The organism is Delftia sp. DLF01 (assembly GCF_014852125.1).
Taxonomy (GTDB): Bacteria; Pseudomonadota; Gammaproteobacteria; order Burkholderiales; family Burkholderiaceae_C; genus Comamonas; species Comamonas acidovorans.
The window spans coordinates 409,477-429,305 of sequence record NZ_JACVAZ010000005.1; the positions used below are offsets into that span (position 1 = coordinate 409,477).

20 protein-coding genes are annotated in these 19,829 nt (G+C 69.3%); 11 read left to right on the forward strand and 9 right to left on the reverse strand.

Annotation, left to right across the window (positions count from 1 at the left end):
• Positions 1-94: 94 nt before the first annotated feature.
• The 6 genes from IB269_RS25550 (at position 95) to IB269_RS25575 (ending at position 5,906) form a co-directional block, all read left to right on the forward strand.
• On the forward strand, positions 95-1,033 hold the full coding sequence (locus tag IB269_RS25550; protein WP_043780296.1) for a LysR family transcriptional regulator: 939 nt from the start codon (positions 95-97) through the stop codon (positions 1,031-1,033).
• A 236-nt stretch (positions 1,034-1,269) separates the two neighbouring features.
• A complete protein-coding gene (locus tag IB269_RS25555; RefSeq protein WP_043823209.1) occupies positions 1,270-2,133 on the forward strand; it encodes a branched-chain amino acid ABC transporter permease in 864 nt (287 codons plus the stop codon).
• Positions 2,134-3,108, forward strand: a complete 975-nt coding sequence (locus tag IB269_RS25560) for a branched-chain amino acid ABC transporter permease (protein ID WP_012202200.1) — start codon at positions 2,134-2,136, stop codon at positions 3,106-3,108.
• Positions 3,095-3,859 (forward strand): ABC transporter ATP-binding protein, encoded by a 765-nt coding sequence (locus IB269_RS25565; protein WP_012202201.1) that lies wholly within the window; start codon positions 3,095-3,097, stop codon positions 3,857-3,859. Before IB269_RS25560 ends, IB269_RS25565 begins: the two co-directional genes overlap by 14 nt.
• Positions 3,846-4,553 carry an ABC transporter ATP-binding protein gene (locus tag IB269_RS25570; RefSeq protein WP_192368649.1) on the forward strand — a complete coding sequence of 236 codons (708 nt, stop codon included), beginning with the start codon at positions 3,846-3,848 and terminating at the stop codon, positions 4,551-4,553. The genes IB269_RS25565 and IB269_RS25570 overlap by 14 nt, the downstream gene beginning before the upstream one ends.
• 177 nt (positions 4,554-4,730) lie before the next feature.
• Positions 4,731-5,906, forward strand: coding sequence for an ABC transporter substrate-binding protein (locus tag IB269_RS25575; protein WP_016452145.1), 1,176 nt, complete (start codon positions 4,731-4,733; stop codon positions 5,904-5,906).
• Positions 5,907-5,969: 63 nt separating this feature from the next.
• Here the strand turns inward: IB269_RS25575 and IB269_RS25580 are convergent, their stop codons facing one another.
• The 4 genes from IB269_RS25580 to IB269_RS25595 form a co-directional block, all read right to left on the reverse strand.
• On the reverse strand, positions 5,970-6,743 hold the full coding sequence (locus tag IB269_RS25580) for an SDR family oxidoreductase (RefSeq protein WP_034397748.1): 774 nt from the start codon (positions 6,741-6,743) through the stop codon (positions 5,970-5,972).
• A gap of 133 nt (positions 6,744-6,876) precedes the next feature.
• Positions 6,877-7,683 (reverse strand): IclR family transcriptional regulator, encoded by an 807-nt coding sequence (locus IB269_RS25585; protein WP_012202206.1) that lies wholly within the window; start codon positions 7,681-7,683, stop codon positions 6,877-6,879.
• A 44-nt stretch (positions 7,684-7,727) separates the two neighbouring features.
• Positions 7,728-8,501 (reverse strand): ferredoxin--NADP reductase, encoded by a 774-nt coding sequence (locus IB269_RS25590; RefSeq protein WP_012202207.1) that lies wholly within the window; start codon positions 8,499-8,501, stop codon positions 7,728-7,730.
• A gap of 260 nt (positions 8,502-8,761) precedes the next feature.
• The gene (locus tag IB269_RS25595; RefSeq protein ID WP_192368650.1) at positions 8,762-9,697 is read right to left on the reverse strand and encodes a LysR family transcriptional regulator; all 936 of its coding nucleotides are present in this window, start codon (positions 9,695-9,697) and stop codon (positions 8,762-8,764) included.
• A 93-nt stretch (positions 9,698-9,790) separates the two neighbouring features.
• Here IB269_RS25595 and IB269_RS25600 point away from each other — a divergent pair, with 93 nt between their 5' ends.
• Positions 9,791-10,582, forward strand: a complete 792-nt coding sequence (locus IB269_RS25600) for an SDR family NAD(P)-dependent oxidoreductase (RefSeq protein ID WP_192368651.1) — start codon at positions 9,791-9,793, stop codon at positions 10,580-10,582.
• Between the two features lie 17 nt (positions 10,583-10,599).
• Here IB269_RS25600 and IB269_RS25605 read toward each other — a convergent pair whose 3' ends face one another.
• The 4 genes from IB269_RS25605 to IB269_RS25620 form a co-directional block, all read right to left on the reverse strand.
• Entirely contained in the window at positions 10,600-10,881 is a 282-nt protein-coding gene (locus IB269_RS25605; protein WP_013800144.1) for a DUF3325 domain-containing protein, read from the reverse strand.
• Complete coding sequence (locus IB269_RS25610; RefSeq protein WP_192368652.1) at positions 10,878-12,599, reverse strand: PepSY-associated TM helix domain-containing protein; 1,722 nt, start codon at positions 12,597-12,599, stop codon at positions 10,878-10,880. The genes IB269_RS25605 and IB269_RS25610 overlap by 4 nt, the downstream gene beginning before the upstream one ends.
• On the reverse strand, positions 12,596-12,922 hold the full coding sequence (locus IB269_RS25615; protein ID WP_013800146.1) for a DUF3649 domain-containing protein: 327 nt from the start codon (positions 12,920-12,922) through the stop codon (positions 12,596-12,598). Before IB269_RS25615 ends, IB269_RS25610 begins: the two co-directional genes overlap by 4 nt.
• 148 nt (positions 12,923-13,070) lie before the next feature.
• Entirely contained in the window at positions 13,071-13,931 is an 861-nt protein-coding gene (locus tag IB269_RS25620) for a LysR substrate-binding domain-containing protein (protein ID WP_123695036.1), read from the reverse strand.
• Between the two features lie 96 nt (positions 13,932-14,027).
• On the opposite strand from IB269_RS25620, the gene IB269_RS25625 reads away from it, so the two are divergent.
• The 4 genes from IB269_RS25625 (at position 14,028) to metC (ending at position 18,728) form a co-directional block, all read left to right on the forward strand.
• Positions 14,028-14,618, forward strand: a complete 591-nt coding sequence (locus tag IB269_RS25625) for a cysteine dioxygenase family protein (RefSeq protein WP_097205496.1) — start codon at positions 14,028-14,030, stop codon at positions 14,616-14,618.
• 131 nt (positions 14,619-14,749) lie between these two features.
• A complete protein-coding gene (locus IB269_RS25630) occupies positions 14,750-16,321 on the forward strand; it encodes a rhodanese-like domain-containing protein (RefSeq protein ID WP_192368653.1) in 1,572 nt (523 codons plus the stop codon).
• Between the two features lie 191 nt (positions 16,322-16,512).
• On the forward strand, positions 16,513-17,511 hold the full coding sequence (locus IB269_RS25635) for a Bug family tripartite tricarboxylate transporter substrate binding protein (RefSeq protein ID WP_065345443.1): 999 nt from the start codon (positions 16,513-16,515) through the stop codon (positions 17,509-17,511).
• On the forward strand, positions 17,511-18,728 hold the full coding sequence (gene metC / locus IB269_RS25640) for a cystathionine beta-lyase (RefSeq protein WP_192368654.1): 1,218 nt from the start codon (positions 17,511-17,513) through the stop codon (positions 18,726-18,728). The genes IB269_RS25635 and metC overlap by 1 nt, the downstream gene beginning before the upstream one ends.
• A gap of 13 nt (positions 18,729-18,741) precedes the next feature.
• Here the strand turns inward: metC and IB269_RS25645 are convergent, their stop codons facing one another.
• Positions 18,742-19,815, reverse strand: coding sequence for an NAD(P)H-dependent flavin oxidoreductase (locus tag IB269_RS25645; protein ID WP_192368655.1), 1,074 nt, complete (start codon positions 19,813-19,815; stop codon positions 18,742-18,744).
• Positions 19,816-19,829: the final 14 nt, after the last annotated feature.

Here is a 19,829-nt window from a genome sequence, read left to right on the forward strand (position 1 = left end):
GCGCCGCGGCCCGCAAAGCCGCGGCGCAGGGCGTTTGGGAGTGGAACAATGCAGCGAAAGTCCCCGGGCACCGAGGCCCGGGGCCAAGGACAACATGGACCGATTGCAGACCATGCGGGTGTTTCAGACCGTGGCCGACGAGGCCGGGTTTTCGGCGGCGGCGCGTCGCCTGGACATGTCCGTGCCCACGGTCACGCGCCTGGTGGCCGACCTGGAGCAGCACCTGGGCACGCGGCTGCTGCAGCGCACCACGCGCAGCGTGTCGCTGACCGAGGCCGGCGAGGCCTATCTGGAGCGCGTGCGCGGCATCCTGGCCGATGTGGAGGATGCCTTCAGCCTGGCGCAGGCGCACACGCTGGAGCTGTCGGGCGCCGTGCGCGTGCTCACGCCGCCCGTGTTTGCCGAGCATGTGCTGGCGCCGCTGGTGGCGGACTTCCACCGCCTGCATCCGCGCATCTGCATCGAGGTCTTCGTGGAGTCGGCCAGCGAGGCCGCCGTGGGCGAGTACGACATCACCTTCCTCAACGCCGAGGAGGGCTATGACGGCAACGTGGTGGCGCGGCCCATCGTCACCACCTGCGGCCTGGCCTGCGCCTCGCCCGAGTACCTGGACGCCCATGGCGTGCCCGCCGTGCCCGAGGATCTGGCGGGCCACCAGTGCCTGCTGCGCCGCCGCGCCCAGGGCCGCTCCGACGTGCTGCGCCTGCGCCGGCTCGATGGCAACGCGGGCGAGGCCGAGGTGGCCGTGCAGCCCGTGCTGGTGGCCAACCACACCGGCACGCTGCTGCGTGCCACGCTGGACGGCGCGGGCATCAGCACCCAGCCGCTGGACCTGATCGCGCGCCACCTGCGTTCGGGCCGGCTGCGCCATGTGTTGCCCGAATGGACCACGGGCCATTTCACGCTCTACGCCACCTTGCCCACGCGCAAGTTCATGCCGGCGCGCGTGCGCAGCTTCCTGGACTTCGTGGCCGAGCACACGCAGCGCTCCATGCAGGGCCTGCCCGCCAACTTGCCGGCCCTGTCCATCTGAGCGCGGCTGTCATCTAGGTTACTGGCGGGGCCCTGAGGGTCTCGGGGTTTCCCAGGTGAATTCCGCTGTGCGGAATCTTCGGGTTGATCGTGGCGCCGCCCCCCTCCTAAGCTGGCCTTGCCTGTCTGCCGCATGCGTTGTCGCGCCGCGCCGGCCGGCCATGCAAAGGAGACAAGACAATGCAAGCACAGACCCTGGCCGGGCGCCGAGCCGCGCCTTTCCGCAGGAGGCGTTGAATGGACGTTTTTCTGCAGCAAGTGCTCAACGGCCTGACCCTGGGCGGCATCTACGGCCTGGTGGCCCTGGGCCTGACCCTGGTCTACGGCATCCTGCACGTGCCCAATTTCGCGCACGGCGGCTTCTACATGATCGGCGCCTTCGTGGCCTTCCAGGCCATGGTGGCCTGGAGCTGGGGCTACTGGGCGGCCATGCTCACCGCAGCCATCGCGGTGGCGGTGCTGGGCATAGTCAGCGAGCGGCTGATCTTCCATCCGCTGCGCAAGGCCTCGCCCCTGCATCCCAAGATCGCCTCCATCGGGCTGCTGCTGTTCCTGGAGGCGGGTGCCCAGGCGCTGTGGGGCGCGGACTTCCAGCGCATGCCCACGCCCTACACCTCCATCGTGGAGATGGGCGGCATCACGGCGCCCGCGCAGCGCCTGCTGATCATCGGCGCGGCCTTTGCGCTGATGGTGGCCCTGCACCTGTTCCTGACGCGCACCATCACGGGCGCGACCATCATCGCCATGGCGCAGAACCGTGAAGGCGCATCGATGGTGGGCATCGACGCCAACCGCGTGTCCATGCTGACCTTTGCCATCTCGGGCGTGCTCGCGGCCGTGGCGGCCACGCTGTATGCGCCCATCAACCTGGTCTATCCGGCCATGGGCCACCTGGTCATCACCAAGGCCTTCGTGATCATCATCCTGGGCGGCATGGGCAGCATCCCGGGCGCCGTGCTGGGCGGGCTGATCATCGGCTTTGCCGAGAGCTTCGGCGCCTACTACATCTCCACCGACTACAAGGACATCATCGCCTTCGTGCTGCTGGTGGTGATCCTGTCGCTGCGCCCGCAGGGCCTGTTCGCCAAGAGGAGTCATTGAATGAACGGATTCATCGACTCCCGCGTTGCCTGGGGCCTGCTGCTGGCCGCCGGCATCGCCTTCCCCTGGCTGGCGGGCAACGACTACCACCTCACGGTGATGAGCACGGCCTACATCTTCGCCATTGCCACGCTGGGCCTGAACCTGATCACGGGCTACACGGGCCAGCTCAACCTCGCGCATGCGGGCTTCATGGCCGCGGGCGCCTATACCGTGGGCATCCTCACGGTGGACCATGGCTGGCCGTTCTGGGGCGGGCTGGTGATGTCGGGCGTGGTGTGCGCGGTGCTGGGCTACCTGATCGGCATCGTCTCGCTGCGCCTGAAGGGGCATTACTTCTCGATCTTCACGCTGTGCGTGGGCTACATCATGTTCCTCGTGATCGAGAAGTGGGAGGGCCTGACCCACGGCACGGTGGGCATCATGGGCATCCCCGCGCCCGAGGCCCTGGGCGCGCTGAGCTTCGAGTCGCCGCTGGCGCTGTACTACCTGGTGCTGGCCTTCCTCGTGGCCTCGGTCTGGGTGATGCGGCGCATCGTCCGGTCGCTGCTGGGCCGCACCTTCATGGCCATCCGCAACAGCGACGAGCTGGCCGAGGCCCTGGGCATCAACCTCATGCGCAACAAGGTGCTGGCCTTCATGCTGAGCGTGGTCTACGCGGGCGTGGCGGGCGGCCTGTACGCCGGCTTCGTGCGCTTCATCGGTCCGGACATGGCCGGCGTGCACCACACCTTCGACATGATGATCTTCGCCATGGTCGGCGGCATGGGCACGGTGCTGGGGCCGCTGCTGGGCGCCATCGGCATGCCCTGGATCACGCAGTACCTGCAGTTCCTGCAGGAGTACCGCTTCATCGTCTTCGGCCCGATTCTCGTGATGCTGGTGATCTTCATGCCCTACGGCGTGGTGGGCAGCTTCACCGCATGGCGCGCGCGCCGCAATGCCAAGGAGGGCAAGCCGCATGCTCAAGATTGACCACCTGACCAAGACCTTCGGCGGGCTGGCCGCCGTGAGCGATGTCAGCACCGTGATCGAGGAAGGCCGCATCAACGCCATCATCGGCCCCAACGGCGCGGGCAAGACCACGTTCTTCAACCTGATCAGCTGCGTGCACAAGCCCACCTCGGGCACCATCACCTTCAACGGCCAGGACGTGACCTCTCTGCGCACCGACCAGGTGGCGAAACTGGGCGTGGCGCGCACCTTCCAGACCACGGCGCTGTTCGACCGCGCCACGGTGCTGGACAACCTCATCGTGGGCCACCGGCTGCGCACGCGCTCAGGCCTGTGGGACGTGCTGCGCGGCTCCAGCCGCCTGCGCGAGGAAGAGCGCGTGTGCCGCGAGAAGGCGCGCGACGCGCTGGACTTCGTGGGCCTGTCGCATGTGGCCGGCCGCATTGCGGGCGACATCACGCAGGAGGAGCGCAAGCGCGTGGCCTTCGCGCTGGCCCTGGCCACCGACCCGAAGCTGATGCTGCTCGACGAGCCTGCCGGCGGCGTCAACCCCGAGGAGACCGAGGGCCTGGCCGAGCTGATCCGCAAGCTGGTGCGCCACGGCATCACGGTGGCGCTGATCGAGCACAAGATGGGCATGATCATGAGCCTGGCCGACAAGATCCTGGTGCTCAGCTACGGCGAGAAGATCGCCGAGGGCACGCCCGAGGAAATACGCCGCAACCCCGCCGTCATCGATGCCTACCTGGGGAGCGAGCATGCTGAAGTTTGAGAACGTGTCGCTGCGCTACGGCAGCTTCCTGGCGCTGAACGGGGTCAGCCTGCATGCCGACCGGGGCGAGCTGGTGGTGCTGCTGGGCGCCAACGGCGCGGGCAAGAGTTCGCTGTTCCTCACGGCCAGCGGCATCCACAAGGCCGCAGGCGGCTCCATCGTCTGGAATGGCAAGGAGCTGGCTGGCAGCAAGCCCTCGGCCATCGTGCAGTCCGGCGTGGTGCAGTGCCCCGAAGGGCGCAAGCTGTTTCCCCAGATGTCGGTGCTGCGCAACCTGCAGCTGGGCGCCTACGTGCACCGCCGCGACCCCGGCCCCAGCCAGAAGACGCTGCAGGAGGTGATGGAGCTGTTTCCCATCCTGCGCGAGAAGCAGCACGACCCGGCCGGCTCGCTGTCGGGCGGCCAGCAGCAGATGGTGGCCATCGGCCGCGCCATGATGGGCCGGCCCCAGGCCCTGCTGCTGGACGAGCCCTCGCTGGGCCTGGCGCCCTTGGTCATCAAGCAGATGTTCGAGGCCATACAGCGCATCAACGCCGCTGGCACCACCGTGCTGCTGGCCGAGCAGAACGCCTATGCGGCGCTGAAGATCGCGCACCGCGCCTATGTGATGGAAAGCGGCCGCATCGTGCGCGAGGGCAAGCCGGCCGAGCTGCTGGCTGACGACTCCATCCGAAAAGCCTACATCGGTGCATGACATGACACTGCACCCCCTGAGCCGCTGCGCGGCTTCCCCCTCTCTCTCGCTTCGCGAGGGAGGGGGACGACGCCCTCGCTGCGGGGCGGCCCTTGCTCGGCGTCCCTGGTCTGGGCTGCGCCGGATTTATGCGTTGCGTCAGCAGCGATTCGTTCTTCACTATCCAAGGAGACAGACATGACAGCATTCGCACCATTGACCCGCCGCAGGGTGGGCACGCTGGCCCTGGCCTGCGCCGCCGTGGCCGCCGCCGGCCCTGCGCTGGCGCAGGAGGTGGTCAAGATCGGCTACTCGGGCCCGCTGTCGGGCGGCGCTGCCCAGTACGGCAAGAACGTGCTCGACGGCATGCAGATGGCCGTCTCCGAGATCAATGCCGCAGCGCCCGAGATCGGTGGCAAGAAGGTCAAGATCGAGATCGTGCCGCTGGACGACAAGTACAACCCGTCCGAGACCGCGATCAACGCCCAGCGCCTGGTGCAGCAGCACAAGACGGCGGCCATCCTGGTGCCGCATTCGGGCGGCATCTTCGCGCTGCAGACCACCAACGAGCGCAGCAACTTCATCGTGCTGGCCTACAGCTCGGTGCCGCAGATCACCAACCGGGGCAACAAGCTGACCCTGCGCATCCCGCCCGAGTTCACCTCGTACATCGACCCGTTCTCCAAATACGTGATGGGCCGCTTCGGCAAGAAGGTGGCCCTGGTGGGCGCCGACCACGACTACGCCAAGGCCTGGGTCGCCGCCTTCAAGCCCGGCTGGGAAAAGCTGGGCGGCACCGTGGTGGCCGAGAACGCCATGAGCTACAACCGCGCCACCGACTTCTACAGCGGCGTGAGCAAGGCCCTGGCCGAAAAGCCCGACGTGCTCTTCGTGGGCGGTGCCTCCGAGCCCACGGCCCTGGTCGTCAAGCAGGCGCGCGAGCTGGGCTTCAAGGGCGGCTTCGTGGTCATGGACCAGGCCAAGCTCGACGAAATGGCCCGCGTGGTCGGCGGCTATGCGCCGCTGGAAGGCGCCATCGGCGTCATGCCCGTCTCCGAGGACACCAAGCCCGAGAACAAGGCCTTCGTCGAACGCTTCGGCAAGGTCTACCCGGGCCGCATCCCCGGCTCGGAGGCGCAGTGGAACTACACGGCCGTGCACGCCACCGTCAAGGCCATGCAGCTGGCCGGCTCGGCCTCGGACACCAAGGCCATCCACGCCAAGCTCGACGAGGCCTACAAATCCCTGCGCCCCGACGTGAACCCCGGCGGCGTCAAGGGCGTGGATGACCGTGGCGGCACGTTGACCACGGAGCGCGGCGCCGCTGTGCGCGACGGCAAGATTGAGGCGGTGATGACGGTGGCGAACAAGTAGAGCGCCGCGCATTCCTCAAAAGACAAAGCGCACCCTTGGGTGCGCTTTGTCTTGGAGTTGCCCTCAAAGAAGGCTGGCTCCACCATCCAGCACCAACGCCTGCCCCGTCATGTGCCGAGACGCATCGGACGCCAGGTAGACCACGGCGCCCTTGAGGTCCTCCTCGCCGCCGATGCGCCGCAGCGGGGCGCGGGCGATGAGCTGGTCGCCGAGCTTGTCGATGAGGCCGTTGGCCAGCTTGCTCGGGAAGAAGCCCGGGCAGATGGAGTTGACGCGGATGCCGTAGTGGCCCCATTCCGAGGCCAGGGTGCGCGCCAGGTGCACGGCGGCCGCCTTGGAGGTGTTGTAGGCCACGGTGTTCATGCCGGGCGGCGTGCCCTTGAAGGCCGCGACCGAGGCCGTGATGATCACGTTGCCCTGGCCCTTGGGGATCATCACGCGCCTGGCCACTTCGCGGGTGAGGAAGAAGGGCGCCGAGACGTTGAGGTTCATGACCTTGTTCCAGGCCTCGTCCGGGTATTCCTCGGCCTTGGCGCCCCAGGTGGCGCCGGCGTTGTTGACGAGGATGTCGATGTCGCCGCAGCGCGCCAGCACGTCGTCGACCAGGGCGGGGATGGTGTCGAACTTCTGCAGGTCGTTGGTGAAGGTCTCGACCTGGTAGCCCAGGCCCTGCAGGTGGGCCTTGGCTTCGGCCAGTTCGTCGGACTTGCGCGCCGTGATGGCGAGGCGGGCGCCCATCTCGCCCAGCGCCTCGGCCATCTGCAGGCCCAGGCCGCGCGAGCCTCCGGTGATGAGGGCGGTCTTGCCGGTGAGGTTGAACAGTGCTTTCACGCTCATGCTGGGTGTCTCCTGCCTTGGTTTCCTGATGGTTGAGCAACGCCCTCCATGCTAGGGCGGCAGTGCGGCGCGCGCTGTCGTCTTGGCTACTGTGCGGGCGCCTGCGGGACAGCCGGCCAGGCCCGGTCTGCGGTCAGGCGCGGTCTATGTCCTGCTGCAGCCGCCGCACCATGCGCTGCAGCGCAGGCACGCCGTCCTGGCGCAGCGCATCGGCCGTGACGAAGCGCGAGGGCCCGCCCAGGCTGACGGCCATCAGCGGCAGGCCACGCCCCGGCGAGAAGGCCAGGGCGATGGCGTTGACCTCGGGCTGCCAGTCGCCGAACGAGCACGACAGCCAGGGTTGCGGATGGGTGCTGGCGCCGGGCCATAGCGGCAACTGGGCCTGGGCGGCGGCCCATTGCTCGGGGGCGTGCGATTGCAGGTAGTCCAGCGCGCGCTGGCGCTCGGATGCGGGGCTGGCGGCCAGCCAGGCGCGGCCCACGGCCGTGGTGGCCAGGGGGATGCGCGAGCCCATGTCCAGGTCGCGGTGCGTGAAGCGCGCGCTGGGGCAGTGCTCGATGTAGACCATGTTGTGCCGGTCGCGTGCGGCCAGGGCCACCTCGGCATCGGTGGTGGCGGCCAGCTTTTGCATCAGCGGGCGCGCGATCTGGCGCACGTCCAGGCGCGAGAGCATGGCGCTGCCCAGGGCCAGCGTGGCTGTGCCCAGGCGGTATTTGCCCTCTTCGGGCACGTGGATGAGGTAGCCCAGCGTGGTCAGCGTGTGCGTGAGGCGCGAAACCGTGGACCTGGGCAGTCCGCAGCGCCTGGCGATGTCCTGGTTGCCCAGCAGCTTTTCGCCGGAGCGAAAGCAGGACAGGACATCAAGGCCGCGCGCCAGGGCGACGATGAAGTTGCGGTCATCGTCGCCGGGCTGGGGCGGCGGGGTGCGGGAGGGCGGCATGCGCCGATTATCGGCAGCCGCCCCGCCACGGGGTGTCGTGGGCTTTACTTCTCGACGAAGGCGCGCTCGACCACGAAGTCGCCGGGCGTGGTGGTGTTGCCTTCCTTGAAGCCACGGTGCTCCAGCAGCTCCTTGAGTTCGTTCAGCATGGCGGGGCTGCCGCACAGCATGACGCGGTCGGTCTCGGGGTTGAGCTCGGGCAGGCCGATGTTCTGCGGGAAGGTGCCGGCCGTGATCTGGTTGGAGATGCGGCCCTGGTTGCGGAAGGGCTCGCGCGTCACCGTGGGGTAGTAGACCAGCTTGTCCTTGACGATCTCGCCGAGGAATTCATGCTCGGGCAGTTCCTTCTCGAACAGCTCCTGGTAGGCCAGCTCGCTGGCGTGGCGCACGCCGTGCACGACGACGACCTTCTCGTAGCGCTCGTAGGTCTCGGGGTCGCGGGCCACGGCCAGCCAGGGGGCCAGGCCCGTGCCGGTGCCGATCAGGTACAGGTTCTTGCCGGGCAGCAGGTAGTCGATCAGCAGCGTGCCCGTGGGCTTCTTGCCGACGAGGATGGTGTCGCCGACCTGGATGTTCTGCAGGCGCGAGGTCAGTGGACCGTCGGGCACCTTGATCGACAGGAACTCGAGGTGCTCCTCGTAGTTGGGGCTGGCGATGGAGTAGGCACGCAGCAGGTTCTTGCCGTCGACCTTCAGCCCGATCATCGTGAAATGGCCGTTGGAAAAGCGCAGCGCGGTGTCACGGGTGGTGGTGAAGGAGAAAAGGCGGTCGGTCCAGTGGTGGACGGACAGCACGCGTTCTTCAAGAAAAGCACTCATGTTGGCAATACGGTGAATTCGGGGCAGGCAGTGCCCGCCGGGACGTTGCAATGAGAGGTCAGTGCCATTCAGGCACGCGGTGGCGGGAAGCACAGGGGGCAGGCGCGGTGTGCGCGTTGCCGCTGCTTCGTGGCGGCCGGTGACCGGGGCAAGGTCGCTATTGTCCGGTAAATGGCGTCAAAAGGGGCAGGCGCGAACCTTTGTCTTGATACGGATTAGTGATAAGCAAAATGACGCTGGCTGAATCGCTGCAGCGCTCGCTAGGGCTTTTCGGCCGGGCCAGCGCCAAGCGTCCAGGGCAGGACCGCTTCGGCCAGCCAATCCATGAGCACGCGCACGCGGCGCGGCAATTGGCGGCGCTGGGCGTAGATCAGGTGCAGCGGCATGGGCGGCGGCGGGTGGCGGGGCAGCACCTCGACCAGTTCCCCTGCGTCCAGCAGCGGCTGCACGGCCAGGCGCGGAACCTGGATCAGCCCCAGGCCGGCCTGGCAGGCCGCGAGATACGCCTCGGCGTTGTTCACGGTGAGCGCGCCCGCCATCGGCAGGTACCGGGGCTGGCCATCCTCCTCGTACTCGAAGCCCAGCGGCCGCGCGCCCAGCGTGCGCTGGTAGTGCACCAGCCGGTGACCGCCCAGATCCTGCAGCGTGGCGGGCAGCCCGTGGGCCTGGACATAGCCGGGGCTGGCGCAGGTGGCCAGCGCCACCAGGCCCAGCGGGCGTGCCACCAGGCCGGGCTCGTCCACGGGGCCCAGGCGCAGCACGCAATCAAAGCCTTCGCGCACCAGGTCCACGCGGCGCTCGGTGCAGCTCAGTTCCAGCTCCAGCGCCGGATGGCTTTGCAGCAGTTGCGGCAGCAAGGGCATGACGACGTGGCGCGCCAGGCCCGTGGTCATGTCCAGCCGGACCTTGCCCTGCAGCGGCGCGTCGCCGGCCTGCTGGAACTGGCCCTGGAACTCGTCCACGTCGGCCAGCAGGTCCTGGGAGCGTTCGTAGCAGGCCTGGCCGTCCTGGGTGAGCTGCACGCGCCGCGTGGTCCGGTGCAGCAGCCGCGTGCCCAGCCGCGCCTCCAGTTGCTGCACGGCCTGGGAGACGCTGGCCTTGGGCAAACCCATGCTGTCGGCCGCACGCGTGAAGCTGGCCATCTCGGCCACGCGGCTGAAGATCTGCATCTGCTCCAGAAGCTTGATTGTTTGCATGGGGCGAACAAATAAATCAGAAACAGCCAATTTATCCAAAAATCGACCTTCAATACAGTCGCTGTCATTGCAAACCACCTAACGAGGTCCGCCATGACAGCTTCTCCTTCGACCGCTTCTTCCCCTGCCGCCCGCCGCATCGTCCTCGTCACGGGCGGCAGCCGCGGCCTGGGCCGCAATACGGCCGAGCACCTGGCGCGCCAGGGCCTGGACGTGGTGCTGACCTACCGTGAGCGTGCCGACGAGGCCCAGGCCGCCGTGGCCGCCATCGAGGCGCTGGGCGGGCGGGCCGCCGCCCTGCAGCTGGACGTGGCGCGCAGCGCGGGCTTTGCGGACTTTGCGGCCCGCGTGCGCCAGGCGCTGGCCGATACCTGGCAGGCCGACCGCCTTGATGCGCTGGTGCACAACGCCGGCATCGGCATCAACGCGCCATTCGCCACCACCACCGAGGCGCAGTTCGATGAATTGGTCGCCATCCACCTGAAGGCGCCGTTCTTCCTGAGCCAGCACCTGCTGCCCCTGCTGCGCGATGGCGGCAGCATCATCCATCTGTCCAGCGGGCTCACGCGCTTCACCCAGCCGGGCTATGCGGCCTATGCATCCATGAAGGGCGGGGTGGAGGTGCTGACGCGCTACCTTGCGCGCGAACTGGGGGCGCGCGGCATTCGCGTCAACACGGTGGCGCCGGGGGCGATTGCCACGGATTTTGGCGGTGGCCGTGTGCGCGACGATGCGCAGATGGGCGCGGCCCTGGCCAGCCAGACGGCACTGGGCCGCGTGGGCCAGCCCGACGACATCGGCCCCGTGATGGCCGCCCTGCTGCAGCCCGGCATGGGCTGGGTGCAAGGCCAGCGCATCGAGGCCTCGGGCGGCATGTTTCTCTGAAGGCGCCGGGAGGGCCGTCAGCGCAGCCGCTCGCGCGCCACCATGGACAGCAGCACGATGGCCGCTGCGGCGGCGATGTGGCCGAACCAGGCCACCAGCCCCAGCGACCAGGGCTCCACCTGCAGCGCTGCCCACAGCGACAGCGCCAGCAGCACCCAGCCGGCCGCGCGCAGGCGCCGTGTGTGGGCAGATGGCAGTTCCTTGCCGAACAGGTCGCTCTGGTGGCGGTCCATGGCCAGGGCCAGGCAGGCGAAGGCGCCCAGGGCCAGCAGCTGACAGAACAGATGGGCCATGCTCATGCGCTGGTCTCCGCTGCGGCGGCCGCTGCTGTGGCGGCTGCTGCAGTGGCAGCCTTGGGCGCGGGGCGGGCGGCGCGCACCGGTTTGGCCTTGGGCTGGTGGCGCTGGGTGCGCACGGCCAGATGGGCATGCAGTGCGGCCAGGGCCAGCAGCATGAGGTCCATGCCAGCGAACACCCAGTCGCCCGCGCGCAGGCTGGCCAAGAGGCCGCGATCCGTGGTCAGCGCGTTGACCACTGGCAGCAGGGCCAGGGCGGCGGCGCCGGCCCACAGCAACTCGATCCAGGCCCGCTTGGCGGGCCGGCCCATCGCCCAGAACAGGGTGGCGCCCCAGGCGATGAACATGGCGTGCACCTCCCACTCGGCGCGCTGCGCCATCTCCACCGGCAGCAGGCGGTTGGCCCAGAGCATGCCGGCCATGCCGATGGACAGGCCGGCGATGGTGGCGATGTTCAGCCGTTCCACGAGCCGGAAGCCGAAATGCGGCCTTTCCGGGTCGGGCAGCTTGCTGCGCCGCTTCACGTTCCACAGCACCAGTCCCGTTCCCACCATGGCCGTGCCCGCAAGGCTGACGATGAAGTACAGCCAGCGCGTGGGCAGGTCGCCGAAGCGGCCCATGTGCAGCGCATAGAGCACGCCGCGCGTCTCGGCGGCGGCGCCCACGCTGTCCTGTGCCTGCAGCAGCTGGCCGCTGACGCCGTCGAACATCATGAACTGCGGGCTGATGGAGACGCGGCCGTTCTCGCCGCGGATGGCGGTCACGCGCGCATTGGCATCGCCGGGCAGGTTGACGTTCAGGCGTTCCACCTGGCCCGCGCCCCAGCGCTGCTCGGCCTGGCGGACCATGTCGGCCAGCGGTGCCAGGGGCGCGGCCTGGCCCGAGGGCTTGCCTGCGGGAACAAAGGCACTGAGCTGCTGGCCGGCCACCACGCGCTGCTCGGGCGTCATGGTCGTGGCCAGATTGGCCCAGGGCATGTACATCAGGGCCAGGGTCACCAGGCCGGTGTACGTGATCATCAGGTGAAAGGGCAGGCCCAGCACGGACAGCGCGTTGTGCGCGTCCAGCCAGGAGCGCTGGCCCTTGCCCCAGCGGAAGGTGAAAAAGTCGGCAAAGATCTTCTTGTGCGTGATCACCCCGCTGACGATGGCCACCAGCATGAACATGGCGCACAGCCCCGCCAGATAGCGGCCCCAGAGCACGGGCATGTAGTGGAACTGGAAGTGGAAGCGGTAGAAGAACTCGCCGCCGCGCGTCTCGCGCACCGGGCCTTCGAGGCGCGTGCCGGTGGCCGGGTCGAAGCGGCCGTTCTCGAAGCGGCGCTTGCCCTGGCCTTCGGGAGGGCTCCAGAACACCGTGGCCACCGTGCTGCGTTCATCGGGCAGGTTGATCAGCCACCGAGGGCTTTGCGGTGCCAGGCGCGCCATGGCGTCACCCACACGCTGGGCCACCAGCGCGGGCTCGCTCGCCTGGCTCTGGTGCGGCTGCTCGGGCTGCATCCACTGCGTGATCTCGTTCCTGAAATAGCTCACCGTGCCCGTGAGGAACATGGCGTAGAGGAACCAGCCCAGCAGCAGGCCGACCCAGGTGTGCAGGTCGGACATGGTCTGGCGGATGCCGGGCGCCTTGGCGGCTTTCCCAGGCTTGGCGGCTTTCGCGGGCTTGGCAGACTTGCCGGCCGTGTCCGTGGTGTCCGTGGTGTCCGTGGTGTTCGTGTTCATGCGCCCAGCCCCTTGCCCCAGGTCCACCACGCGGCAGGCGCCAGCACCAGGGCGGCGACCAGCAGGCCGGCCCAGGCGCGCGTGGCGCTGCGCACGGCAAACACCCAGATCACCGCACCCGCGTAGACGGCAAAACTCAGCAAGGTGCCCGAGATCGCCGCCTGCGTGCGGTCTGCGGGCAGGGCCAGCACGGCCACGCTGGCCAGCGCCGCCACGGCGTAGCCGCCAAACAGCGCGGCGAGGATGCGGGAAATCAGCGGCCCGTAGTCACGGAACCAGTCACGGAACCAGTCATGGGTGCGGGCAAGAGTGGGAGATGGCATGGCACGGGGGGCCTGGAAAGGCTCGAAAAACGCCGGCCGGAGGGGGCGGCGGTGGCGCGGATGTTATTTGAGAATAAGTCCCATTACAAGCGGTGCAGTCAAGTGCGCCGCCACATCCAGCGCTGCCGCGCGCCAAGCGCCCCGGCGCTCAGCCCGCCGGCTGCCGCATGCGGGCCTGCAGGTTCTCGAAGATCTGGCGTGTCACGGGGCTGATCACATGGCTGCGGATGTACAGGCGGTAGACCAGGTCCGGCAGCGGCGGCATGCCGTCGCCCGCGCCCAGCACGCGCAGGCCCGGGTCGAGCTGCTCCACGCCGCGTGCCGTCACGCCCAGGCCGGCGCGCAGCGCCGCGCGTATGCCGACCAGGCTGGTGCAGGTGTGGCGCGGCGTCCAGGCGATGCCGGCCGCATCCAGCGCATCGCAGCCCAGGCGGCGGAAGATGCTGGGCCCGTCGGCCATGACCAGGGGCACGGGCTTGCCCGGGTCATGGGCATAGCCCGCGCCGCACAGCCACACCGTGGGTGTGGAGCGCAGGGCAAAGCCCTCGAAGCCTTCGTCCTCCCGGTTGGAGATGGCCAGGTCCAGCTCGCCCTGCTTGAGCGACTCCATCAGGAACGGGCTGCGCCCCACATGGATGTCGATCTGCATGCCCGGAAAGTTCAGCGCAATCTCCTGCAGCACGGGCGGCAGCATGTTGTCGGCCGCGTCGTGGGGTGCGCCAATGCGCACCAGGCCTTGCACCTGGCGGTGCTGCAGGTTGCGCAGCGCCTCGTCGTGGATGGCCAGCATGTGGCGCGCATAGCCCAGCAGGCGCTGGCCATGGTCGGTGAGGCGTTTTTGCCGGCCCTGCTTCTCGAACAGCGCGTGGCCGATCTTCTCCTCCAGCCGCTGCATCTGCTGGGTGATGGCCGATTGCGTGCGCCCCATCTGCACGGCGGCGGCGGCAAAGCTGTCGTGGCTGGCAATGGCGGCCAGGGTGCGCAGCAGGTCCAGGTCAAGCGTCTCCATACTTCAATTTTATTGAAGTATTTATTGGGCATGCGTGGATTGTTGCGGGCCGGGCGCCTCACTACAGTGGGCTTCAACGACGACAAGGAGCCCCCTTTGAACACCATCACCGAACAGCGCAGCGCCGCCGTGACAGCGGCCATCGACCACATGAAGCAGGCCATTGGCGAGGACGCGGCCACGCGCGCCAGCCTGGACGCCGTGCTCCAGCAACTGCTGGGCCTGGCCGCGCGCCGAGACTTCTGGCAACAGGCCGACTACGCCGCACCCGAGCAGGGCGAGCACCAGGCGCGCTACCTGATTGCCGAGGACGCCGACCAGAGCTATGCGCTGTACCTCAACGTCATGCGCCCGGGCAAGCGCATCGTGCCGCACAACCATACGACCTGGGCCTGCATTGCCGCCGTGGAAGGCACGGAGCACAACCGCGTCTACGAGCGCACCGACGACGGCTCCGTCCCCGGCAAGGGCACGCTGCGCGAGACGGAACTCGTGGTGGTGGCGCCAGGCCAGGGCATCGCCCTCATGCCCGAGGACATCCACTCCGTGGAGATCCAGGGCGAGCAGGTCATTCGCCACCTGCACATGTACGGCCGCGCGCTGGAGACGCTCAACGAGCGCACCAGCTACGACCTGGCCACCGGCACCTGCCAGACCATGGCCATCGGCGTGCAGACGCGCCGCTGAGCCCCGGCCTCCCGGCCGCTACCTCCCGCTTCCTGCCTTTTCACTGTCCATGCCGCAGCGCGCCCCACGGGGCGCGCGTGGCAGGGCTTTGCCCGAAATTCCTTGCCGATCTTTTTCCCGGACCGCATGCAATGACCGCATCCATTGACGCCCACACCCTCAAATCCTGGCTGCACGACGGCCATGAGATCGCGCTGCTCGACGTGCGCGAGCACGGCCAGTACGGCGAGTCGCACCTGTTCTACGCCACGCCCCTGCCCTACAGCCGGCTGGAGCTGGATGTGCCCCGCCTGGTGCCGCGCAGGCAGGTGCGCGTCGTCACCTACGACGGTGGCGAGGGCGATGCCAGCGCGGGCGTGGCCGAGCGTGCCGCGCGCCGCCTCGAAGCCCTGGGCTATACCCAGGTCGCCGTGCTCGAAGGCGGTGCCAAGGCCTGGAGCGCTGCGGGCTACACGCTGTTCGCCGGCGTGAACCTGCCCTCCAAGACCTTTGGCGAACTGGCCGAACACGCCTATGGCACGCCGCGCATCACGGCACAGCAGCTGGCGGCGCGCCAGGCGGCGGGCCTGCCCCTGGTGGTGCTGGACGGCCGGCCCGTCTCCGAGTTCCACAAGATGAACATCCCCGGCGCCATCTGCTGCCCCAATGGCGAGCTGGCGCTGCGCGTGAGCCGCCTGGTGCCCGATGCGGCCACGCCCATCGTGGTCAATTGCGCGGGCCGCACGCGCTCCATCATCGGCGCGCAGACCTTGATCAACCTGGGCATTCCCAACCCCGTCTACGCGCTGGAGAACGGCACCCAGGGCTGGTACCTGGCCGACCTGCCGCTGGAGCACGGCGGCACGCACCGCTATGGCGACGACTCGGCCAGCAGCGCGCTGCAAGCCCAGGCCCGTGCCCTGGCCGAACGCTTCGACGTGCCCGAGGTCGATGCCGACACCGTGCGCGCCTGGAGCCAGGATGCTGCGCGCACGCTGTTCCTGTGCGATGTGCGCACGCCCGAGGAATTCAAGGCCGGCTCGCTGCCCGGCGCCCAGCACACGCCCGGCGGCCAGCTCATGCAGGCCGGCGACCAGTACGTGGGCGTGCGCGGTGCGCGCCTGGTGCTGTTCGACAGCGATGGCGTGCGCGCCCCCGTGGTGGCCAGCTGGCTGCGCCAGCTCGGCCATGACGCCTGCGTGCTGCGGGGCGGCCTGCAAAGCGGCCTGGACCTGGCACCGGCCCAGCCGCCCCAGGTCCCCGCACTGGCAGGCATCACGGCGCAGTCCCTGCACGAGCGCATGCGCCAGGGCGAGGTGGCCGTGGTCGATCTGCGCGCGGGCATGAAGTACCGCGCAGGCCACATCGCCGGGGCCCGCTGGTCCATCCGCCCGTGCCTTGCCAGCGATCTGGCCGGCGAGACGCGCCAGATCGTGCTGGTGGCCGACGAGCCCGGCATGGCGCAATGGGCCGCGCTGGAGCTGCAGGGCGCCGCGCCGCTGCTGCTCGAAGGCGGCCTGGCCGCATGGCAGCAGGCCGGCTTGCCCGTCGAGGCCACGCCCGACAGCCCCACCGACGCCGAGTGCATCGACTACCTGTTCTTCGTGCACGACCGCCACGACGGCAACAAGGAAGCGGCACGCCGCTACCTGGCCTGGGAGACGGGCCTGGTGCCCCAACTGGACGCGCAGGAACTGGCCGCCTTCCGCCTGCCGAGTGCATGAAGCTCCCCCTGAGCGGCTTCGCCGCTTCCCCCTCTCTCGCTGCGCGGGAGGGGGACGGCACCCTCGCTGCGGGGGCGGCCCTTGCTTGGTGCCCCTGGCCAAAGTCACGTCAGTTGCAAAGGCAGCGCCATATATCGCTGACTTGCCGTAGAGCGACATAAATCAGATCACATAACGACAGGAGACAAGACATGTTCGCAATCCCCACCCTGGCCAGGATGCTGGCCGCCAGCCTCGCGGCCCTGGCCATGCTCTCGCAGGCCACGGCCGAGCCGCTGGCTGCGCGCAACGGCTATCCGGCCCAGCCGATCCGCTTCATCTCGCCCTTCCCGCCGGGCGGCGGCAACGACGCCAGCACACGCTGGGTCACCACGCGCCTGACCGAGGCCACGGGCCAGCCCTCCGTGGTGGAAAACCGGGGCGGTGCAGGCGGCAACATCGGCGCCAAGGCCGTGGCCGAGGCCAAGCCCGATGGCTACACCGTGCTCACAGGCCAGGTCTCGCTGATGGCGGTGAACCCCGCGCTCTACAGCGCGCCGGGCTTCGATCCGCTCAAGAACTTCGTGCCCATCACGCAGATCAACGCGGCGCCGCTGGCCATCGTGGTCGCCTCGGCCTCGCCCCTCAAGAGCTTTGCCGACCTGGTGGCGCGCAGCAAGGGCGAGCCGGGCCGCGTCACCTATGCCACGCCCGGCAACGGCACGCTGTCGCACCTGGTGGGCGTGGTGCTGTCCAAGGAAAACGGCGTGCCCATGACCCATGTGCCCTACAAGGGCGCGGGGCCGGCCATCAACGATCTGCTGGGCCAGCAGGTCGATGTGCTGATCACCTCCACCTCGTCCGTGGCCGGCATGATCCAGGCGGGCCAGGTGCGTGCGCTGGCCGTCACCAGCCCGCGCCGCATCGGCGTGTTCGGCAAGGTGCCCACGCTGGAGGAACTGGGCCTGCGCAATGCGCGCTTCGAGGACTGGTACGGCTTCTTCGCACCCGCCGGCACGCCGCCCGAGCGCGTGGCCTATCTGCACGACGCCATCGTGCGCACCCTGCAACTGCCGGAAGTGACCAAGCTGGTCGTCGATGGCGGCAGCGAAGTCGTGGCCAATACGCCCGAGGCCTTTGCCGCCCAGCTGCGCCAGGACATGGAGCGCTGGTCGCGCGTGGTCAAGCTCTCGGGCGCGAAGATCGACTGATGGCTGCCGCACACGCCCCCGTGCCTGGATCATCGGCCCCTGGCGCCCCCGCGCTGGACCTGCAGACCCGGCTGCTGCATGCGGGCAAGCGCCCGGCCTATGCCGGCGGCACGGCCGTCAACCCGCCCCTGGTGCGCGCCAGCACCGTGCTGTTCGAGAGCACGGCACAGCAGCGCGAGATGCGCGAGCGCCGCGCCGGCGAGCGCATCTTCAGCTACGGCGCGCGCGGCACGCCCACCGGCTTTGCGCTGGAAGACGCCGTCAGCGAGCTGGAAGGCGCCCACCGCACGCGGCTGCTGCCCACCGGCCTGGCGGCCATCGGCATGGCCCTGCTCAGCTACCTGCGACCCGGCGACCATGTGCTGCTGACCGACAGCGCCTACCAGCCTGTGCGCCACCTGGCCGGGCAATGGCTGCGGCCCTACGGCATCGAGTACGACTTCTTCGCGGCCGATGGCAGCGACGCCCAGGCGCGCATGCGCCCCAACACCCGCATGGTCTATGCCGAATGCCCGGGATCGCTGGTCTACGAGATGTGCGACCTGCCCGCGCTGGCGGCCATGGCCCATGCGCGCGGCGCCCTGGTCGTGGCCGACAACACCTGGGGGTCGGGCTGCCAGTACCGGCCGCTGGCGCTGGGGGCCGATGTCTCGGTGATGGCAGCCACCAAGTACCTGTCGGGCCACTCCGACGTGATGATGGGCACCGTGGCCACCACCGAGGCCGCCTGGGAGCCGCTGGCCGCGCGCTGCGATGCCTTCGGCATGGCGGTCAGCCCCGACGATGCCTGGCTGGTGCTGCGCGGCATGCGTTCGCTGGCCGCACGGCTGCAGATGCACGAGGCGCATGCGCTGGAGGTGGCGCACTGGCTGCAGCAGCACCCGGCCGTGGCCACCGTGTTCTGTCCCGCGCTGCCCACGCACCCTGGCCATGCGCTGTGGCTGCGCGACTGCCAGGGCACCAACGGCCTGGTGTCGCTGGAGCTGCAGCCCGGCACCGCCGAGGCCGCCGTGGACCGCTTCATCGACGGCCTGCGCCTCTTCGGCATCGGCGCTTCCTGGGGCGGCTACGAAAGCCTGGCGACGGCCGCGCACATGGCGCAGGCGCGCAGCGTCACCGACTGGAGTGCGCGCGGGCCCGTGGTGCGCCTGCACATCGGCCTGGAGTCGCCGCGCGACCTCATCGCCGACCTGGAGCAAGGGCTGGCGGCACTTTAGTGGATAACACGCTCTAGCGGCCTGCCTGAGCACTCGCCAGTTCGCCGGCCAGCGTCTGCACCAGCGCGGCAGCCGGCATCTCGCGCGCCAGCGGCGCACCCTGGCCGGCCCAGTGTGCTGCGTAGTCGGAGCTGCCTTGGGCGGACGCCGCCTGGTGCAGCGCCTTGCCCGCGTCGTAGACGCGCGGGTAGTCGGGCAGGGGCTGGCCATGGCTGGCGCCCAGCGCATGCAGCCGGTTGACCATGCCGCGCGCAGGCCGGCCCGAGATGGCTGCGGTGATGCCTGTGTGGTGGGCGCGTTCGCTGCGCAGCTCGGCACGGTAGGCCGGGCTGGCGGACGATTCAGGGCAGAGGATGAAGGCCGTGCCCAGCTGCGCCGCACAGGCGCCCAGGCCCAGCGCGGCCGCAATGCCCTCGCCATCCATGATGCCGCCGGCCGCGATTACGGGCAGTGCCGTGTTGCGGGCCAGCACGCGCACCAGGGCGAAGGTGCCCATCATGCGGTCCTGCGCGGGATCGAACGTGCCGCGGTGCCCCCCGGCCTCCACGCCCTGGGCCACGATGGCATCGACACCGGCCTGCTCCACCTGGCGCGCCTCGTCCAGCGACGTGGCGCTGGCCAGGGTCACGACGCCGGCCGCGCGCAGCGCGTCGATGAAGTCCTGCTCAGGCAGCCCGAAATGAAAGCTCACCACGGCGGGCCGCTCCTGCAGCAGCATGGCCTGCAGCGCCGCGTTGCCGACGGCGGTGGCGTAGATCTCGTTCAGGCCGGCCGGCGGCTTGGCGCCGAAGCGCGCGAACTCGGGCGCCAGATGGGCCAGCCAGGCGGCCTCGCGCTGCGCATCGGCCCGGGCCGGCCGGTGGCAGAACAGGTTCACGTTGAAGGCGCCCGATGTCAGCGCGCGCGTCTGCACGACCTGCTGGCGTGCCTGCTCCGTGCCGCTGGCGCCAATGCCCAGCGAGCCCAGGCCGCCCGCATCGGTGACGGCAGCCGCCAGCGCGGGCGTGGACGTGCCGGCCATGGGGGCCTGGATGATGGGATGGCGCATGCCAAGGCGGGCCATCCACGCGGTCTTTGCGGTGCTCATACGACTCCTTGTTT

What these genes read in the sequence shown, in the direction of transcription:
- IB269_RS25615 (WP_013800146.1), bottom strand. Translation starts at nt 12,922, where the DNA reads ATGCCATCTCCCACTCTTGCCCGCACCCATGACTGGTTCCGTGACTGG.
- IB269_RS25585 (WP_012202206.1), bottom strand. Translation starts at nt 7,683, where the DNA reads ATGCCGCCCTCCCGCACCCCGCCGCCCCAGCCCGGCGACGATGACCGC.
- IB269_RS25605 (WP_013800144.1), bottom strand. Translation starts at nt 10,881, where the DNA reads ATGAGCATGGCCCATCTGTTCTGTCAGCTGCTGGCCCTGGGCGCCTTC.
- IB269_RS25570 (WP_192368649.1), top strand. Translation starts at nt 3,846, where the DNA reads ATGCTGAAGTTTGAGAACGTGTCGCTGCGCTACGGCAGCTTCCTGGCG.
- IB269_RS25555 (WP_043823209.1), top strand. Translation starts at nt 1,270, where the DNA reads ATGGACGTTTTTCTGCAGCAAGTGCTCAACGGCCTGACCCTGGGCGGC.
- metC (WP_192368654.1), top strand. Translation starts at nt 17,511, where the DNA reads ATGGCTGCCGCACACGCCCCCGTGCCTGGATCATCGGCCCCTGGCGCC.
- IB269_RS25600 (WP_192368651.1), top strand. Translation starts at nt 9,791, where the DNA reads ATGACAGCTTCTCCTTCGACCGCTTCTTCCCCTGCCGCCCGCCGCATC.
- IB269_RS25610 (WP_192368652.1), bottom strand. Translation starts at nt 12,599, where the DNA reads ATGAACACGAACACCACGGACACCACGGACACCACGGACACGGCCGGC.
- IB269_RS25635 (WP_065345443.1), top strand. Translation starts at nt 16,513, where the DNA reads ATGTTCGCAATCCCCACCCTGGCCAGGATGCTGGCCGCCAGCCTCGCG.
- IB269_RS25630 (WP_192368653.1), top strand. Translation starts at nt 14,750, where the DNA reads ATGACCGCATCCATTGACGCCCACACCCTCAAATCCTGGCTGCACGAC.
- IB269_RS25595 (WP_192368650.1), bottom strand. Translation starts at nt 9,697, where the DNA reads ATGCAAACAATCAAGCTTCTGGAGCAGATGCAGATCTTCAGCCGCGTG.
- IB269_RS25560 (WP_012202200.1), top strand. Translation starts at nt 2,134, where the DNA reads ATGAACGGATTCATCGACTCCCGCGTTGCCTGGGGCCTGCTGCTGGCC.
- IB269_RS25590 (WP_012202207.1), bottom strand. Translation starts at nt 8,501, where the DNA reads ATGAGTGCTTTTCTTGAAGAACGCGTGCTGTCCGTCCACCACTGGACC.
- IB269_RS25565 (WP_012202201.1), top strand. Translation starts at nt 3,095, where the DNA reads ATGCTCAAGATTGACCACCTGACCAAGACCTTCGGCGGGCTGGCCGCC.
- IB269_RS25580 (WP_034397748.1), bottom strand. Translation starts at nt 6,743, where the DNA reads ATGAGCGTGAAAGCACTGTTCAACCTCACCGGCAAGACCGCCCTCATC.
- IB269_RS25550 (WP_043780296.1), top strand. Translation starts at nt 95, where the DNA reads ATGGACCGATTGCAGACCATGCGGGTGTTTCAGACCGTGGCCGACGAG.
- IB269_RS25575 (WP_016452145.1), top strand. Translation starts at nt 4,731, where the DNA reads ATGACAGCATTCGCACCATTGACCCGCCGCAGGGTGGGCACGCTGGCC.
- IB269_RS25645 (WP_192368655.1), bottom strand. Translation starts at nt 19,815, where the DNA reads ATGAGCACCGCAAAGACCGCGTGGATGGCCCGCCTTGGCATGCGCCAT.
- IB269_RS25620 (WP_123695036.1), bottom strand. Translation starts at nt 13,931, where the DNA reads ATGGAGACGCTTGACCTGGACCTGCTGCGCACCCTGGCCGCCATTGCC.